A 16,020-nucleotide genomic window follows, 5' to 3' on the forward strand; every position below is an offset into this window, starting at 1 on the left:
TTATACTTTCCAGTACCAACAATTAATCTGGATTTAAATTTTTTTTTAGCAATGATAAGATTATCTTTTTTCGTGTTACCCTCCTCCTATAAAATGAACAATCTCAATTTTGTCATTTTGTTTTAATTTAATTTTGTTAACATTTTTTTTATCTATTATTTCTTCATTAAGTTCAATTGCTACTTTTTTTATAGGAATTTTAAGGTGTTTTATTAAATCTGAAAGTTTATATATTTTAGAAATTGATCTGTTTTTACCATTTACTTTGATTTTTATTTTTTTCATCGTATATAAAAGCTGAATGAATAATAAAATAATTATTATTAACGGTCCAAATCTTAATCTATTAGGTGAAAGAGAACAATCACAATATGGATCTGACAATTATGAACAACTTAAAGAAAATTGTTTAAAAAAATCAAAAGAAGTTGGGCTAGACTGTGAATTTATCCAATCAAATTTGGAGGGAGATTTAGTAAATACAATTCAAGATGCACGTAAAACTTATGATGGAATGATTATAAATGCCGCTGCATTTACACATACTTCAGTTGCAATAAGAGATGCCCTTGAATTGTTCAAGAAACCAATAATTGAAATGCATATATCAAATATATACAAAAGAGAAGAATTTAGACATAAATCACTTATAAGTGGAGTTGCAACAGGTGGGATTTTTGGATTAGGCACTGAAGGATATATTTTGGCCATAATTTCATTACAAAAGCAGTTAAAAAATGAAAATAGATAAAAACATAATTAAAGAACTTAGTAATTATTTAGATGAATTTAATTTAACTGAAATAGAAATTACTGAAAAAGATACCAAAATTAAAGTTTCAAAAAACAACGTATCAATAAGCAATCAAACAATTCCAGCATCTGTAAACAACACAAATTTAACTGCTGCTTCTCAATCTTCTGAAGGCGTTAAATCTGGTACAGAAATTACTTCTCCAATAATTGGAACTGCTTATCATGCACCAGAACCTGGAGCAAAAAAATTTGTTGAAGTCGGTAAAAAAATTAAAAAGGGTGACACAATAATGATTGTTGAAGCAATGAAAACAATGAACCATGTACCTTCTACCCATGATGGTGTTGTAAAAGAAATTTGTGTTGATGATGGTCAGCCAGTTGAGTTTGGTCAAACAATTCTTATTTTAGAATAAATAATGTTTAAAAAAATTTTAATTGCAAACCGTGGGGAAATTGCAGTTAGAATTATAAGAGCATGTAAAGAATGGGGTATAGCAACTGTAGCAGTCCATTCAGATGTTGATAGAGAAAGTATGCATGTGAGAATGGCAGATGAGAGTATCTGTATAGGTTCTCATCAACCAGCAAACAGTTATTTAAATATTCCTGCATTAATGTCTGCAATAGAACTGACTAATGCAGACGCTGTTCATCCGGGATACGGCTTCTTATCAGAAAATGCTAACTTTGCTAAAATTTTGGAAGAAAATAAAATTAAATTTATTGGTGCATCTTCAAAACACATCGAAATGATGGGAGATAAAATTCAAGCTAAAAGAATAGCTAAGGAAAATGGTTTACCTGTTATTGAAGGATCTGAAGGAGGTGTTAGAGATATTAATGAAGCAAAAGATCTTTGTAAAAAAATTGGTTTTCCTGTTCTGATTAAAGCCTCAGGTGGAGGTGGTGGAAAAGGTATGAAAATTGTACATAAAGAGGAAGAATTTGAAACGTTATTTTCTATAGCAAAATCAGAGGCACAAAAATACTTTGGTAATGATGAGGTGTATATCGAGAAATTCTTTCAAAATCCAAGACATATAGAAGTACAAATTCTTGCAGGAAAAAATAGAGTTGTGCATTTGCATGAAAGAGATTGCTCTGTTCAAAGACGACATCAAAAACTTATTGAAGAAACTCCTAGTCCTGTTTTGAATGATGAAATTAGAAAAGATCTTTTTGAAAAAACTGTAAAAATGGTCTCTAAAATTGGGTACATGGGGGCTGGTACAGTCGAGTTTATTTATGAAGATGGGAAATTTTACTTTCTTGAAATGAATACAAGAGTTCAAGTAGAACACCCTGTTACAGAAATGGTGACCGGAGTAGATATTATCAAAGAACAAATTTGGATAGCGTTTTCTGAGGAAACAGCACTAAAGCAAAGCGATATAAACCCAAGAGGTCACGCTATTGAATGCAGAATAAATGCTGAAGATGCCAGTAAAAATTTTCAACCTTCTCCAGGAGTTATAAGCATGTGCCACCAACCATCAGGATTCAGAACAAGAGTAGACGGCGCTATATTTCAAGGTTACAAAGTTACCCCTTATTATGACAGTATGGTTTGCAAGTTAATTTGTCATGGACGAAATAGAACTGAAGCTATTCAAAGAATGAATAGATCTTTAGATGAATTTGTTATTGAAGGTATTACAACTACTATTCCACTTCACAAAAAATTGTTAAATCATAAAAAATTTATCAATTCAGATTTTAATGTAAGCTGGCTAGATAAAGATACTATAGTTTAATAACATTTTATTAGCCACACATCATAAATAGGATGATCAAACGGAGTTATTGAAGGGCTTGAGGAAAACATCCATCCATTAAAAACAAAAACTTCATCATTATTTTGATTTGATAAATCTCTTACTTGTATGTAGGCAGTAATTTCTGGATTATCGTCAAATTCAGAATTTTTACATTTTAAACTTTGAATTGATAAGTCTTTAAATTTTAGTAATTGGCCATTTTCAAGTTTCAATGAAGTATTTTTAGAACTAATTTTATCTAAAATTTTTATTTCAGTAAAAGAACCTTCAAGTTGACTTTTAGAATGTGAAATAGATGTAAATAGAAAAAAGAAGATAAGTATGTAAAGAAAAAAACTATTCTTTCCAACTAGTATATTTTTTTTTAACACCATCTTTATTTTTATTTGGATAATATGCTTCTTTGGTACCAGTTAAATTGGATTGATGAGGTTTTTGCCACTCATATTTTTCTAGCTCATGTTTTTTTTCTATTTTGTTAGGTGTAAAATGCATCCATGAGTACCACTCAACTGGAATTTTTGATGCATCAATAACATCAGAATATATTACCCATCTTTTTCCTTTTTTATCTTCATAATATTTGTTTCCAAACTGATCTGTACCAGCAAGTTTTCCAAAAAAAATTGTTTTTAATCTTGTTCCAAAAGTATCTTGATTCCACCAAGTGAAAATTTTTTTAAAAAGTGTCAACATGTTATTTTATTTTTTATTTCAATTAAAAATTGTAAAAATTAAATTAGACTAAAATTTGAATAAGTATATAAATTAAAAGAATCTATTTTCAAACTAATTTTAAACTGAGGTGAAATGGCAAAATATCTTGTAGAAACTTATTACACTTGTACCTTTAAGGTGAATCATTACTTAGAGGATATAAATGAAACAGAGCTTAAAAATCTAGAAAAAAGAGACGATGGTAAATTCGAAGTTTTAGATGTCAAATTAGACAATAGAAAAACTAAAAGTTTAGATCCAAATAATAAAAAAGTAGTTGAAAATAAAAAAATTGAAATAGTTTCAAAAAGTGCAAGTGAAAATTCTATAAGTAAAGAAACAGTTGTTCAAAACTTAAACAAAAACTCAGAAAAAAGTGGAAAAAGATTTAGTATGCCTGACAGACGAAAAGGCTATATCCAAAAAGCTACAATCGGAGATCATAAAGTCTATCTTCATACAGGCGAATATGAAGATGGAAAAATTGGAGAAATATTTATCGACACAAGTAAAGAAGGAGAGCTAGTTAAGGCATTAATGAATAACTTTGCTATAGCAGTGTCTTTAGGTCTTCAATACGGAGTGCCATTAGATGAATTTATAAGTGCATTTGTAGGAACAAAATTTGAACCATCAGGTAAAGTTCATGGAAATGATAGAATATTGAGCGCTACTTCTATTTTAGATTATATTTTTAGAGAACTAGCTATATCTTATCAAAATAGAGAAGATCTTGCACATACTCCTGCAATTGGTGGAAACGATATGAATGATCAAGAAAATGAAGATCAAAATCAATTATTAAAAATTGTTAAGGATATTACTAGCAAAGGATTTGTAAGAAATAATTACAAAAAAAATCTAGTCGATTTATCTGATGTAAAAATAAGTCTTAAAGGTAAAAAATAATTTTATTTTTTATTTTTTAAAGACAAGTTTAATTCTTTTAACTGTTCAGGATTAACTTCAGATGGAGCGTTCATCATTAAATCCTGTGCATTTTGGTTCATTGGAAACATTGTTACTTCTCTAATATTTTTTTCATTAGCTAACAGCATAACAATTCTATCGATTCCTGGAGCAATACCCCCGTGAGGTGGAGCACCATAACTTAATGCATTTATCATGCCACTAAATTTTTCATCTACTTGCTGCTTATCATAACCAGCAATTGAGAATAACTTGTACATAAGCTCAGGTTTATGATTTCTTATAGCGCCAGAGGATAATTCAATACCATTACAAACAATATCGTATTGATAAGCTAAAAGTTCTAAAGGATTTTCAAGATTTTTTTCTGTCAAATCACCTTGTGGCATAGAGAATGGATTATGACTAAATTCAATTTTGTTGGTAACCTCATCTCTTTCAAACATTGGATAATCAACTATCCAACAAAACGCAAAAACATTCTCATCTATTAAACCTAAATCTTCTGCAATTTTGTTTCTTGCCTGAGAAGTTATTTTTTCTAATTCATTTTGTTTTCCACAAGCAAGAAAAATACTGTCCCCTACCTCCGCATTAGTTAAATTCATTATTTCTTGCAATGCTTCTTTAGTGAAAAATTTTCCTATAGGTCCTTTACCAGATAACTCAGTATCTTTTTCAAATGTAAAATAAGCCAAACCTGATGCTCCTTGTTCTTTGGCCCATTTATCAATATTATCAAAAAAGCTTCTTGGTTTATCCTTAGTATTTTTTGTTATTATGCTTCTTACTCTTGAACCAGATTTTACTAACTTTTTAAATATTTCAAAAGATACATCTTCTCTTGTAAATATTTCAGTAATATCATTTATTATAAGTGGATTTCTTAAATCAGGTTTATCACTTCCATATTTTAACATTGCTTCTTTGTAAGAAATTCTTGGAAACTTATCGTTTAATAATTTTTTATTTGAAAATGTTTTAAAAGTATTAACCATTAATTTTTCAACCACATTAAAAACATCTTCTTGTTCTACAAAAGACATTTCTAAATCTAGTTGATAAAATTCACCTGGACTTCTGTCTGCTCTTGCATCCTCATCCCTAAAGCAAGGAGCTATTTGAAAATACCTATCAAAACCAGATACCATAATTAGTTGTTTAAATTGTTGTGGTGCTTGTGGTAATGCATAAAACTTTCCTGGATTTAATCTACTTGGAACTAAAAAATCTCTTGCACCTTCAGGACTGGAGGATGTTAGTATTGGTGTTTGGAATTCCAAAAAACCTAATTTTGTCATTTCATTTCTAATGTATGAAATAACCTTAGATCTTAAGATTATATTTTCATGTATTTTTTTTCTTCTTAAATCTAAAAATCTATATTTTAATCTTATTTCCTCAGCATATTCTTGATCACTGAAAACTGGCATTGGCAATTCTTTACAAGAACCTAGTTCTTCATAAGTTTCAATTGTTACCTCAACTTCTCCTGTGCCTATTTCTTTATTAATTGTGTCTTCAGATCTAGCTACAACCTTACCTTCGATTTTAACTACAGTTTCTAATTGAGTTTTTTCTAAGTTTGAAAAATTTTTGTTATCTTTATCTATAATACATTGTGTGACACCATAATTATCTCTTAAATCTATGAATAATAAGTTGCCATGATCTCTTTTTTTATTGATCCAGCCAGAAAGAAATACTTTTTTATCTACGTCTTCTTTTCTTAATTCGTTACAAGTATGTGTTCTATATTTACTCAATTAATCTCCTAAAGCCTCTTTAATAATTTTAAAATCGATTGGTTTTTTCCTTTTTAAACTGATTTCGTCGATCTTATATATGAATTCAGATATTTTGCCATAGGATCTATCTATTCTTTTTATAATGAAATCTATTAATTTCTTATCAATTGAAATCTGACGATCAGAAAGATTTTTTAATATTAGAGCATATAATAAATCATCCTCTGGTTTATCAATCTTTGATAAAATAAAATTTTTAGCTCTAGAATTTAAATCATTTAATTTAAAGGAGTAATCAACTATGGGTTTAGTTGAAGTAACAATTAAGTATTTGTTGTCTTGCTCAATATTGTTCAAAAAAGTAAATAATAACTTTTCATCAATATTTTTATTTAAATCTTCAATAATTATATTTTCATAGATCTTAATTTTTTTTAAATATTCATTACTAATTTCAGTTGCGTTTATTTTAATACCCTTAAATTTATGCAAAAAAATATTAATTAAATGAGATTTTCCAGAAAATTTTTCGCCAATTAAATTTATAAAATTTTTTTCCCATTTCGGCCAACTATTCAATAATAAAAATGAAAATTCATTAGATTTTGATACATAAAAATCCTGATCTTGAAAGTTTTGTTCATAATCAAATTTTAAGATTTCTTGATTTAAAGATTTCATTCTAATACCCAAATTTTATTTTTGATTTCAAAAAAATAATCATAATCTTTCATTACATTTAAGAACTGATCTCGAGTACCATTAAATATTACTTTATAAATGTTTTTTTTATTATCAAATTTAAATATATTGAATTTATTAACCAATTCTATACTTGAGAGTGTTTCTTCAAACTGATCGATTTTAATTATATTGCTATTATCAACTGATATATTCAAATCCAATTTAATTGATGTATTTATTATGTTTTTTAATTTCCAATAATCCTCAAAAACTGTTTTTTGTTTATCCATAAATTTTTTTAAATCTTCTAAATTTTCTAAATTGATATTTTTGAATTTAAAATTTTTTAAATTTTGGTTCTTGTTAAATACTATTTGATTAAGTACTCGAATTTCTTGATTATTTTTAAAAACAATCATTATGATAAAATCTTCAAAATTATATTTTTTTGAAATTTCTCTAAAATCAAAATCTTCTAAATTGTTACTATTTTTTTTAATTAAATTATAATCATCGATATCCTCGTTTGGTAAAATGTAATTTAGTTGATGGTATTTTTCTTTTTTTAAATTCCAATTGTTAAATATTTGACTTTCTGAAAAAAGAAATATTTCATTTTTTTCCTCATCTACCTCTATTGGAAAAAAAATTAAATCTTTTTGAATAATAGATGAAGGAAATACATTTTTTTTTTCTAATAAATCAAAAAAACTTTTTTTATTAAATTCTACATTTAAGGTAAGATTATATATTTCATCAATAAAACTTTCTTGAACAATCGAAAATGTTTCAACTAAGCTTTTAACTTCTTTGGTGGAAGAATTTTGAAGTTTTTTTTGATCTTTGCTTTGAACAATAGTTAAAATAAGTTCCTCATATGCTTCAACAAAGCCTCGATTTATGATCTTATTTTTATCAAATGAAGCGTTAAATGGAGATGATATTTCGATTTCTTTTATAGAAAATGTTTTTGCAACACTATTTTCTGTGGAAAAAAAAATATTTAATAAAGCAAGAAATAGAAAAAGATTATATAAATTCTTTAATTTAATTAATTTTGAAAAACACCTCATAAAATATTGTAATGAATAATAAAAATTTTACCTATAAAAAAAGTGGTGTTAACATTAAAGCCGCCGATAAGTTTGTAAATTTCATTTCATCAGTATCATCAAAAAAAAAGGGCAAAAAAAAGTTTTCTAATATTGGGGGATTTGGTTCTATTTCAAATATTCCAAGTAATATAAAGCATCCTCAAATAGTTGCATGTACTGATGGTGTTGGGACTAAAATTGAAATAGCTAATTCTTTAAATAAATTTGATACAATCGGTATTGATCTTGTGGCAATGAGTGTAAACGATTTAATTGTTCAAGGTGCAAAACCGTTGCTTTTTTTAGATTACATTTCAATAAACAAGATTGATTTAATTAAACTTAAATCGATCATAAAAGGAATTGTTAGAGGATGCAAACTATCAGATTGTGAACTTGTGGGTGGAGAAACAGCAGAGATGCCTGGTACTTATTCAAAAGGTAAATTTGACATAGCTGGTTTTGCTGTTGGTATTGTTGGTAAAAATAAAATCTTAAATAAAAATAAAATCAAAAAAAATAATTTAATTTTAGCAATACCATCTAGTGGATTACATTCAAATGGGTTCTCGCTTGTAAGGTATTTAATAAATAAAAAAAAAATTAATATAAATAAAAACAAATTTTTAAAATCAGAACTTTTGAAACCAACAAAAATATATGTGAGAGAAATAATCAAGCTAATTTCAAAAAATCTTATTAATGGTTGTGCAAATATTACAGGGGGAGGACTTTCTGATAACATCAAAAGAGTTGTACCTGATAATTTGATTGCTGATATAGATTTAAATAAAATTAAAACTTTAAAAATTTTTAATTGGCTTAAAAAAAATGGAATATCAGAAAACGAGATGTTAAAAACATTTAATTGTGGTATTGGTTTTTGCTTAATTATTAATAAAAAAAACTTGAGCAAAATTAAAAGTTATTTTCCTAAAAATTACAAACCTTATGTAATTGGAAAAATTATAAGTGGTAAAAATAAAGTAAAATTAAATGGTTCTATCAACTGGAACAAATAAAATAAAAACTGCAGTATTTATCTCTGGAACAGGTAGTAATTTAAAATCACTTATTAAGTTTTCTAAATTAAAGAAATCACCTATTTCTATTAACCTAATTTTTACCAATAATAAGTTAGCTAAAGGTTTGAAATATGGAAGCATTTTTAAAATTAAAAAAAAAATAATTGATTTCAAAAATAAAGAAATTGCTGAAAAAAAAATACTTAATGAACTTAAAAAAAATAAAATTGAATTAGTTTGTTTAGCAGGATTTATGAAAATTCTTTCAAAAAATTTTATTAAAAATTTTAAAGGTAAAATTTTAAATATTCACCCTTCCCTCTTACCAAAATACAAAGGTTTAGATACTCATGAAAGAGCCATAGAAAATAAGGATAAATACTCAGGATGTACTGTACATTTGGTAAATTCAAAATTAGACTCTGGAAAAATAATTCTTCAAAAAAAGATTAATATTTTAAAAAAAGACACTCCAAATAGTCTTGCTAAAAGAATTTTAGTTCAAGAGCATAAATTGTATCCCAAAGCTATTTTAAAAATTTTTAGTCTTTAAAAAAGAAATCAATTTCAATTTTAGCATTTTCAACACTGTCAGATCCATGAACTGAGTTTTTATCAATTGAAATTCCGTATTTCTTTCTAATTGTGCCATCTTCAGCATCATTAGGATTTGTTGCACCCATCAATTCTCTATTTCCTAATACAGCGTTTTCTTTTTCAAGCACCATTACCACTATCGGGCCTGAAGATAGGTATTCACATAAATCATTGTAAAATGGCTTTGTTTCATGAACTTTATAAAAATTCTCAGCTTCAGATTTTTCAATTTGAATTTTCTTTTCTTTTAAAATTGAAAAACCTTTACTTTTAAACATTTCTTTTATTTCATTTTCGAGATTTCTCTCTACTGCATCAGGTTTTATAATTGATAAAGTTTGTTCGATATTACTCATATTTATCCTCTATTAGTTTATTTAATAATCTTACTCCATAACCGGTTGCTCCACCCGAATTCAATGCTCCTCCATATTTAGAGAAAGCCATTCCAGCTATATCTAGGTGAGCCCATGGTGTTTTATTTAAAATAAATCTTTGCAAAAATTGAGCAGCAGTTGTAGAGCCTGCTCCACCAACATAATTTATATTTTGCATATCTGCATTTTTTGAGTTTATTAATTTATCAAAATTTTTATTTAAAGGCATTCTCCAAACCTTTTCTTCCACTTTTTCCCCAGCTTCAATTAATTGTTTTGATAGTTTGTCATCATTAGAAAATAAACCTGCATACTCTGATCCTAAAGAAACAATAATTGCGCCTGTCAAGGTTGCTAAATCAACTATAAATTTTGGTTTAAATTTTTTTTCTGTATAAGTAAGTGCGTCTGCAAGAACTAATCTGCCTTCGGCATCTGTATTCAAAATCTCTACTGTTTTTCCACTGTAAGATGTAACTATGTCTCCTGGTCTTTGAGCATTTCCACCTGGCATATTTTCTACTAACCCTACCACACCAACAGCATTAACTTTAGCTTTTCTAATAGCTAAACTTTTCATTAAACCAACAACAACAGCAGAACCAGCCATATCATAAGTCATATCTTCCATAAATTTTGCTGGCTTAAGTGAAATTCCTCCAGTATCAAAACAAACTCCTTTTCCTACAAACGCTAACGGTTTAGAGTTATCTTTTAAGCCCTTCCATTCCATGGTCACTAAATACGAGCCTCTAATACTTCCTTGACCAACACCAAGTAGTGTATTCATTCCTAATTTTTTTAACTTCTTTTCATCATAAATGGTAACCTTTAAACCATTTTTATTTAAAGATTTTAATCTTTTTGCGTATTCATCAGGATTTAAAACATTACCAGGTTCTGAAACTAAGTCTCTAGTGTAGAATGTACCCTCTTCAACAGCTTGAAATTTAATCTGGTCTTTTTTAGAAGGAATGTTTTTTCCATTAACCATTAAAATCATTTTTGAATTATTCTTTTTACTTTTATATTTTTCAAACGAATAGGATTTTAGTTTTAGACCGTGCAAAAAATTTCCAACTAAATTATTTTTGTCATTTAAGGTATCTGTAAAAATATAAAATTGGTTAATTTTACTTTTCTTAAAAAGATCATAAAAATTTGCACCTAAATTTTCGGTATCAAATGCACTAAGGTTTTTTTCAAATGAAACAAGAATAATGTTTTTTTTTGAATTTAAATTGTAAGAAATGATTTTCTTATTCAAGTCTCTTACTTTTAATAAATCGAAAACAAAAGAATATTCAGAAACGGAAAGGTATTTTTTTAAATTTGTTATATTAAACTTATCATCAACAAATAAAACAAGGTTATAAGAACCTTTTTTAGATAATTTTTTTTTATAATTAATTTGGATTGACATAAATTTTATTCACTCTCAATGAGATGAGTGCTATATATGAATAAAATTACCATTATTCAATGAAAAAATTGTTATTTAGGAAATTACTTTTAGAATACTTATATTTCTTTTTGATAGCTCTCACTAGTTCGAGTGTAATTATTTGGGTTTTTCAATCAGTAAATTACTTAGATATAATGATTGAAGATGGAAGAGATTATATGGTTTACGTAAAATACTCATTATTAAATTTTCCAAAAATATTAAGCAAACTTTTACCATTTGTTCTTTTTTTTACTTTATTTTACGTAACAATCAGATTCGAAACTAACAATGAATTAATTATGTTCTGGAACTTTGGTGTTCATAAAATTGAACTTATCAATTTTATGATAAGAATTTCATTAGCACTTATGTTGATTCAAATATTTTTTTTAACTATCGTGGTACCTAAATCTCAGGATTTAGCCAAATCTTTTATACGATCTTCAAAAATAAATTTTTTCGAAAACTTTATCAAGCAACAAAAATTTAATGATACAATCAAAGGCGTAACTATTTTTACAGAAAAAAAAGATAAAGATGGAAACTTATATAATTTATATTTAAAAAGAGAAACTGATAATGATAATTTCCAATTAACTTATGCTAAAAAAGGTATTTTTAAAGAATTTAAAAATGTTCCAGTTTTAGTATTGTATGATGGTGAAACAATAACAAATAAAAACAATGAACTCACAAACTTTAGTTTTTCAAAATATGATTTTCCATTAAATAAAATAGAAACTAATACTGTTACTTACAAAAAAACACAAGAATTATCCTCTTTAAAAATTTTTACATGTATAAAAAATCTTATTAATACAAATTTTCAAAACGATTATAATAAAATTGAAAATTGTAGGATTGATAACTTAGAAAGTATATTTAAAGAAATTTATAAAAGACTAATCATACCTTTATACATACCTCTGTTAGTATTAGTAAATTATTTTTTAATATATTATTCAAAAGAGAATTTGAAATATAATCTATTTAAGTTAATTACTTTTTTTTCTGGGCTAGCGATTATTATTTTTTCAGAAACTACGATTAGATTAATTTCAAACAATATACTTATTAATTTATATATTTCATTGTTACCTATAATATTTTTCGTTTTTATATATTTAAAAAATTTGGTGACATTTAATTATAAGATAAAATCAAAATGAAAATTTATATAAAATTTTTAGTAAATAATTTTGTTAAATCTTTATTATTCGTCACAGCAATTATGTTATGTCTAGTCTTTATTTTAAATCTTTTGACTGAACTTGAATTTTTTAAAGATAAAAATATAGAAATAGTTTTACCTTTAATCCTATCTTTTTTGAATTCTCCGTCAATGATATTTGATATGTTTCCATTTATATTTTTAATAAGTACACAGCTTTTCTTCATAAAGCTATTTCAAAATAATGAAATTGAAATTTTTAAATATTCAGGTTTGAAAAATATTAATATTCTTACAATAATTAGCGTAACCTCGTTAGTCTTATCACTATTAATTTCAATTTTTTTTTATCAGTTTTCTTCAAATTTGAAAAATTTCTATCTGGAAATAAAATCTAAATATACAAACGATGGAAAGTATCTGGCAGTAATAACTAATAATGGATTATGGATAAAAGATAAAATAAATAATAGCAATTTAATGATAAATTCATCAGAAGTTGAAAAAGATTTTTTGATAAATAACTTTATTACTGAGTTTGATAATAACTATAATGTTGTAAGAAATATAAGAAGTGAAAAAATTAATATAAAAAATAAAAAATGGATTATCTATAATGCAAAAATATATGATAATAATAATTATGAAGTTAAAAAAAATTTTGAACTAGATACTAATTTTAATTATGAGAGAATTCAGAAATTATACTCAAATTTATCATCCTTAAATATAACTCAATTACTTGAATTAAGAGAAAATTATAAAAAATTAAATTATTCATTAACAGAAATTAATCTACAACTATTTAAATTAGCGTCTTATCCAATTAATTTATTATTGATGACTATTTTCTCCTTTTTAATAATGTTAAGAACAAAAAGACTTACAAACACAACCTTTCAAATTTCAATAGGATTATTTTTTTCAGTAATAATTTATTATTTTAACAATTTTTTCTTTGTTATGGGTAACGCTGAAAAAATAACTGTAACAACAGCAATTTTTACACCTTTGCTTATTTTAACATTAATCAACTCTACTTTACTTAATAAAATTAATGAAAAATAAATTCATAACTAGCTTGTTAATATTATTTTTTTTTAGTTTTTCTACTTTTTCAAGTAGTGAAACACAAATTACTTTAAATGTTACTGAAATAGAAATAATTAATGAAGGAAAGACAATTAAAGGTTTAAATAAAGGTTCAGCAATTGCAGACAATGGTTTGAAAATTGAGGCTAATTCATTCATATACTTCAAGGAAAAAAATATCTTGCATGCGGAAGGAAAGGTAAAAGTTTTTGATCGTAATAAAGATATTGAGATTTATGCAAATAAAATTATCTATGAAAAGAATGATGCTTTTATCAATACCGAAGGTAATTCAAGAGCAATTTATAATATAAATCAATTAATCACAGCTTCATATTTTCAATTTGATATTTCTAAAAATATTTTAACAGCAAAAGGCAATGTTTTTGTAGAGGATAAACTTAATCAACACAACTTATCTGCAAACAAATTAACATATTTTAAGAAAGATGAAAAAATGACTACCAAGGGTAGTACTTTGATGAACATAAAAAATGATTATAAAATTGAAAGTAAGGACCTTATATACTTAATTAAAGAAAATAATTTAAATTCAGAGTATGAAACAAAAATAACAGATACCAAAAATCAGGTATTTAATTTAAGTAAGTTTAATTATTCTATAGAACATCAAATACTTAAAGGAGAGAAAATTCTAATTGTAACAGATTATAGTTTACCTGATAGTGATAAATTTTATTTTTCAAATGCAATAATTGATTTAAAAAACCAAAAATTTGCAGGCACTGATGTAAAAATAAATATCCAGAAGAATGCATTTAACAATTCTGAGAATGATCCTAGATTAAGAGGTGTTTCTGTCCAAGGAAACCATAATAAAATAAAATTAAATAAAGGTATATTTACTAGCTGTAATCAAAATGAAGAATGTCCTCCTTGGTCAATTCAAGCTAGCAAAATAGAGCATGACAGAGAAAAAAAACAATTAACTTACGAAAATGCAGTATTAAATATCTTTGATGTACCCATCCTATATTTTCCTAAATTTTTTCATCCAGATCCGTCGGTGAATAGACAATCTGGTTTTTTGAAACCTAAATTAAATAACTCAAATATTCTTGGCAGTTCATTGACAATACCATACTATAAAGTGCTATCAAATAATAAAGACTTAACAATTAAACCATCTTTATTTGATAATAATACTAAAATCTTACAAACTGAATATAGACAAAAAAACTCTAATTCTTCATTAGTTACTGATGTTGGATTTGTAAACAATTTTAAGTCAAACTCTACAAAAAAAACTAAAAATTTATCTCATTTTTTTGGTAAATTTGATTTAGACTTAAAATTTATTAATTTTTCAACTAGCGAATTATCAGCAAATATAGAGAGAGTCTCTAGCGATACATACTTAAAGATTTTTGATAATTTTATTACTACTTCAAAAGTAAGGCCCGAAAATTTTGACAAATTAAATAATAATCTAAAATTATTTTTAACTAATGAGAGTTTCAACTTCGAAAGTGGTGTAGAAACTTATGAAACACTTAATATGAAAGGTAGTGACAGATATCAATATATTTTGCCATATTATAATTTTGATAAATCAATATCAGAAAATTTTTTTTCGGGAAATATAAGTTTTTCATCAAGTGGAAGTAACGAACTAAACGAAACAAATAAATTAAAAACTAACTTAATAAACGATATTGTTTATGAAAGTAAAGAATACTACTCGGATAATGGTTTTAAAAGTAAATTAAATTTTAATTTAAAAAATACTAATATTACTTCTAAAAATAGCTCTAAATATAAATCAAGTCTTCAATCAGAACTTAATAGTTTAATTAATGCAGAGATAGCTTTACCATTACAAAAAGAAACTGAGAAATATTCAAATTTCTTAGAACCTAAAATATCCCTTAGGATTAATCCTTCCGATATGAAAAATTATACAGACACAGATAACAAAGTAAATATTAATAGTTTATTTTTAGAAAACAGATTAGGTTTAGTGGACACCTTGGAAGCAGGAAGATCTTTAACAGTAGGTTTAAATTATAAAAATGAAAAAAAAGAAACTTTAGAAAAAATAAACAACTATTTTGAATTAAAACTTGGAACTGTTTTTAGAGACAAGGAAGAAAATATGATACCAAAGAAATCTACATTGAATAGAAAAAGCTCAAATCTTTTTGGCTCAATTGAGAATAAAATTTCAGATAAAATTAGTTTTAATTATAATTTTTCAATAGATAATGATTATTCTACTTTTGAATATAATGACATAAGTGCAACATATTCTAATAACAATTTAATTACTACATTTGGATTTATTGAAGAAAGTGGTGAAATTGGTGATGCTAATGTTTTTAGTAACTCTTTAACTTATAAATTTAATGCAAAAAATTCTTTTACTTTTAATACAAGAAGAAATAGGAAGCTAAATTTAACTGAATATTACGATTTGGTTTACCAATATAAATATGATTGTTTAGCGGCGGGGATAAAGTATAATAAGAAATATTATTCTGATGGAGATTTAAAACCTTCCGAAAACCTACTTTTCACAATTACTTTATTTCCATTAACAAATTATGAGTATGATGCTAAAGAATTTTTAGGAAATTAATT

At 25.6% G+C, this 16,020-nt stretch carries 17 protein-coding genes; 9 read left to right on the forward strand and 8 right to left on the reverse strand.

Annotated features, from left to right (window positions below; genetic code table 11):
* Positions 1-75: 75 nt before the first annotated feature.
* On the reverse strand, positions 76-285 hold the full coding sequence (gene thiS, locus VP90_RS02640) for a sulfur carrier protein ThiS (RefSeq protein ID WP_262589532.1): 210 nt from the start codon (positions 283-285) through the stop codon (positions 76-78).
* 16 nt (positions 286-301) lie between these two features.
* Here thiS and aroQ point away from each other — a divergent pair, with 16 nt between their 5' ends.
* From aroQ to accC, 3 genes are read left to right on the forward strand one after another with little or no spacing between them, the layout of a single operon-like run.
* Positions 302-751, forward strand: coding sequence for a type II 3-dehydroquinate dehydratase (gene aroQ / locus VP90_RS02645; RefSeq protein WP_262589533.1), 450 nt, complete (start codon positions 302-304; stop codon positions 749-751).
* Positions 738-1,172, forward strand: coding sequence for an acetyl-CoA carboxylase biotin carboxyl carrier protein (locus tag VP90_RS02650; RefSeq protein ID WP_262589534.1), 435 nt, complete (start codon positions 738-740; stop codon positions 1,170-1,172). The genes aroQ and VP90_RS02650 overlap by 14 nt, the downstream gene beginning before the upstream one ends.
* Positions 1,173-1,175: 3 nt before the next feature.
* A complete protein-coding gene (accC, locus tag VP90_RS02655; RefSeq protein WP_262589535.1) occupies positions 1,176-2,513 on the forward strand; it encodes an acetyl-CoA carboxylase biotin carboxylase subunit in 1,338 nt (445 codons plus the stop codon).
* On the opposite strand, the gene VP90_RS02660 is transcribed toward accC, so the two are convergent.
* Positions 2,510-2,911 carry a DUF2155 domain-containing protein gene (locus tag VP90_RS02660; protein WP_262589536.1) on the reverse strand — a complete coding sequence of 134 codons (402 nt, stop codon included), beginning with the start codon at positions 2,909-2,911 and terminating at the stop codon, positions 2,510-2,512. The two genes, accC and VP90_RS02660, sit on opposite strands and share 4 nt — an antisense overlap.
* Positions 2,874-3,233 (reverse strand): NADH-ubiquinone oxidoreductase subunit NDUFA12 family protein, encoded by a 360-nt coding sequence (locus VP90_RS02665; RefSeq protein ID WP_262589537.1) that lies wholly within the window; start codon positions 3,231-3,233, stop codon positions 2,874-2,876. Before VP90_RS02665 ends, VP90_RS02660 begins: the two co-directional genes overlap by 38 nt.
* A 114-nt stretch (positions 3,234-3,347) precedes the next feature.
* Here VP90_RS02665 and VP90_RS02670 point away from each other — a divergent pair, with 114 nt between their 5' ends.
* The gene (locus VP90_RS02670) at positions 3,348-4,163 is read left to right on the forward strand and encodes a ribonucleotide reductase (protein ID WP_262589538.1); all 816 of its coding nucleotides are present in this window, start codon (positions 3,348-3,350) and stop codon (positions 4,161-4,163) included.
* Between the two features lie 2 nt (positions 4,164-4,165).
* Here VP90_RS02670 and aspS read toward each other — a convergent pair whose 3' ends face one another.
* Genes aspS through VP90_RS02685 form a run of 3 tightly spaced genes read right to left on the reverse strand, consistent with a single transcriptional unit; the run spans position 4,166 to position 7,689 of the window.
* Complete coding sequence (aspS, locus tag VP90_RS02675; protein ID WP_262589540.1) at positions 4,166-5,950, reverse strand: aspartate--tRNA ligase; 1,785 nt, start codon at positions 5,948-5,950, stop codon at positions 4,166-4,168.
* Complete coding sequence (locus VP90_RS02680) at positions 5,951-6,613, reverse strand: DnaA ATPase domain-containing protein (RefSeq protein ID WP_262589541.1); 663 nt, start codon at positions 6,611-6,613, stop codon at positions 5,951-5,953.
* Positions 6,610-7,689: a hypothetical protein gene (locus VP90_RS02685; RefSeq protein ID WP_262589542.1), complete on the reverse strand. Its 1,080-nt coding sequence runs from the start codon at positions 7,687-7,689 to the stop codon at positions 6,610-6,612. Before VP90_RS02685 ends, VP90_RS02680 begins: the two co-directional genes overlap by 4 nt.
* An 11-nt stretch (positions 7,690-7,700) precedes the next feature.
* Between VP90_RS02685 and purM the strand changes: the two genes are divergently transcribed.
* Complete coding sequence (gene purM / locus VP90_RS02690) at positions 7,701-8,732, forward strand: phosphoribosylformylglycinamidine cyclo-ligase (protein ID WP_262589544.1); 1,032 nt, start codon at positions 7,701-7,703, stop codon at positions 8,730-8,732.
* On the forward strand, positions 8,707-9,288 hold the full coding sequence (gene purN / locus VP90_RS02695; RefSeq protein ID WP_262589545.1) for a phosphoribosylglycinamide formyltransferase: 582 nt from the start codon (positions 8,707-8,709) through the stop codon (positions 9,286-9,288). The genes purM and purN overlap by 26 nt, the downstream gene beginning before the upstream one ends.
* On the opposite strand, the gene ndk is transcribed toward purN, so the two are convergent.
* Both ndk and VP90_RS02705 read right to left on the reverse strand, forming a co-directional pair.
* The gene (ndk, locus tag VP90_RS02700; protein WP_425321977.1) at positions 9,278-9,679 is read right to left on the reverse strand and encodes a nucleoside-diphosphate kinase; all 402 of its coding nucleotides are present in this window, start codon (positions 9,677-9,679) and stop codon (positions 9,278-9,280) included. The two genes, purN and ndk, sit on opposite strands and share 11 nt — an antisense overlap.
* Before the next feature lies 1 nt (position 9,680).
* Complete coding sequence (locus tag VP90_RS02705; protein WP_262589547.1) at positions 9,681-11,132, reverse strand: leucyl aminopeptidase; 1,452 nt, start codon at positions 11,130-11,132, stop codon at positions 9,681-9,683.
* A gap of 59 nt (positions 11,133-11,191) precedes the next feature.
* On the opposite strand from VP90_RS02705, the gene VP90_RS02710 reads away from it, so the two are divergent.
* From VP90_RS02710 to VP90_RS02720, 3 genes are read left to right on the forward strand one after another with little or no spacing between them, the layout of a single operon-like run.
* Positions 11,192-12,325 carry an LptF/LptG family permease gene (locus VP90_RS02710; RefSeq protein ID WP_262589548.1) on the forward strand — a complete coding sequence of 378 codons (1,134 nt, stop codon included), beginning with the start codon at positions 11,192-11,194 and terminating at the stop codon, positions 12,323-12,325.
* Complete coding sequence (locus tag VP90_RS02715; protein WP_262589549.1) at positions 12,322-13,395, forward strand: LptF/LptG family permease; 1,074 nt, start codon at positions 12,322-12,324, stop codon at positions 13,393-13,395. The genes VP90_RS02710 and VP90_RS02715 overlap by 4 nt, the downstream gene beginning before the upstream one ends.
* Positions 13,385-16,018 (forward strand): organic solvent tolerance protein, encoded by a 2,634-nt coding sequence (locus VP90_RS02720; protein ID WP_262589550.1) that lies wholly within the window; start codon positions 13,385-13,387, stop codon positions 16,016-16,018. The genes VP90_RS02715 and VP90_RS02720 overlap by 11 nt, the downstream gene beginning before the upstream one ends.
* Positions 16,019-16,020: the final 2 nt, after the last annotated feature.

The sequence above is a fragment of the Candidatus Pelagibacter ubique HIMB140 genome, from assembly GCF_025558165.1.
In the GTDB taxonomy this organism is placed as follows: Bacteria; Pseudomonadota; Alphaproteobacteria; order Pelagibacterales; family Pelagibacteraceae; genus Pelagibacter; species Pelagibacter ubique_T.

Coding starts and splice junctions, on each gene's coding strand:
- VP90_RS02705 (WP_262589547.1), bottom strand. CDS start 11,132: ATGTCAATCCAAATTAATTATAAAAAAAAATTATCTAAAAAAGGTTCT.
- aroQ (WP_262589533.1), top strand. CDS start 302: ATGAATAATAAAATAATTATTATTAACGGTCCAAATCTTAATCTATTA.
- thiS (WP_262589532.1), bottom strand. CDS start 285: ATGAAAAAAATAAAAATCAAAGTAAATGGTAAAAACAGATCAATTTCT.
- purM (WP_262589544.1), top strand. CDS start 7,701: ATGAATAATAAAAATTTTACCTATAAAAAAAGTGGTGTTAACATTAAA.
- VP90_RS02720 (WP_262589550.1), top strand. CDS start 13,385: ATGAAAAATAAATTCATAACTAGCTTGTTAATATTATTTTTTTTTAGT.
- VP90_RS02715 (WP_262589549.1), top strand. CDS start 12,322: ATGAAAATTTATATAAAATTTTTAGTAAATAATTTTGTTAAATCTTTA.
- VP90_RS02685 (WP_262589542.1), bottom strand. CDS start 7,689: ATGAGGTGTTTTTCAAAATTAATTAAATTAAAGAATTTATATAATCTT.
- VP90_RS02660 (WP_262589536.1), bottom strand. CDS start 2,911: ATGGTGTTAAAAAAAAATATACTAGTTGGAAAGAATAGTTTTTTTCTT.
- VP90_RS02665 (WP_262589537.1), bottom strand. CDS start 3,233: ATGTTGACACTTTTTAAAAAAATTTTCACTTGGTGGAATCAAGATACT.
- VP90_RS02670 (WP_262589538.1), top strand. CDS start 3,348: ATGGCAAAATATCTTGTAGAAACTTATTACACTTGTACCTTTAAGGTG.
- VP90_RS02710 (WP_262589548.1), top strand. CDS start 11,192: ATGAAAAAATTGTTATTTAGGAAATTACTTTTAGAATACTTATATTTC.
- accC (WP_262589535.1), top strand. CDS start 1,176: ATGTTTAAAAAAATTTTAATTGCAAACCGTGGGGAAATTGCAGTTAGA.
- VP90_RS02650 (WP_262589534.1), top strand. CDS start 738: ATGAAAATAGATAAAAACATAATTAAAGAACTTAGTAATTATTTAGAT.
- VP90_RS02680 (WP_262589541.1), bottom strand. CDS start 6,613: ATGAAATCTTTAAATCAAGAAATCTTAAAATTTGATTATGAACAAAAC.
- purN (WP_262589545.1), top strand. CDS start 8,707: ATGGTTCTATCAACTGGAACAAATAAAATAAAAACTGCAGTATTTATC.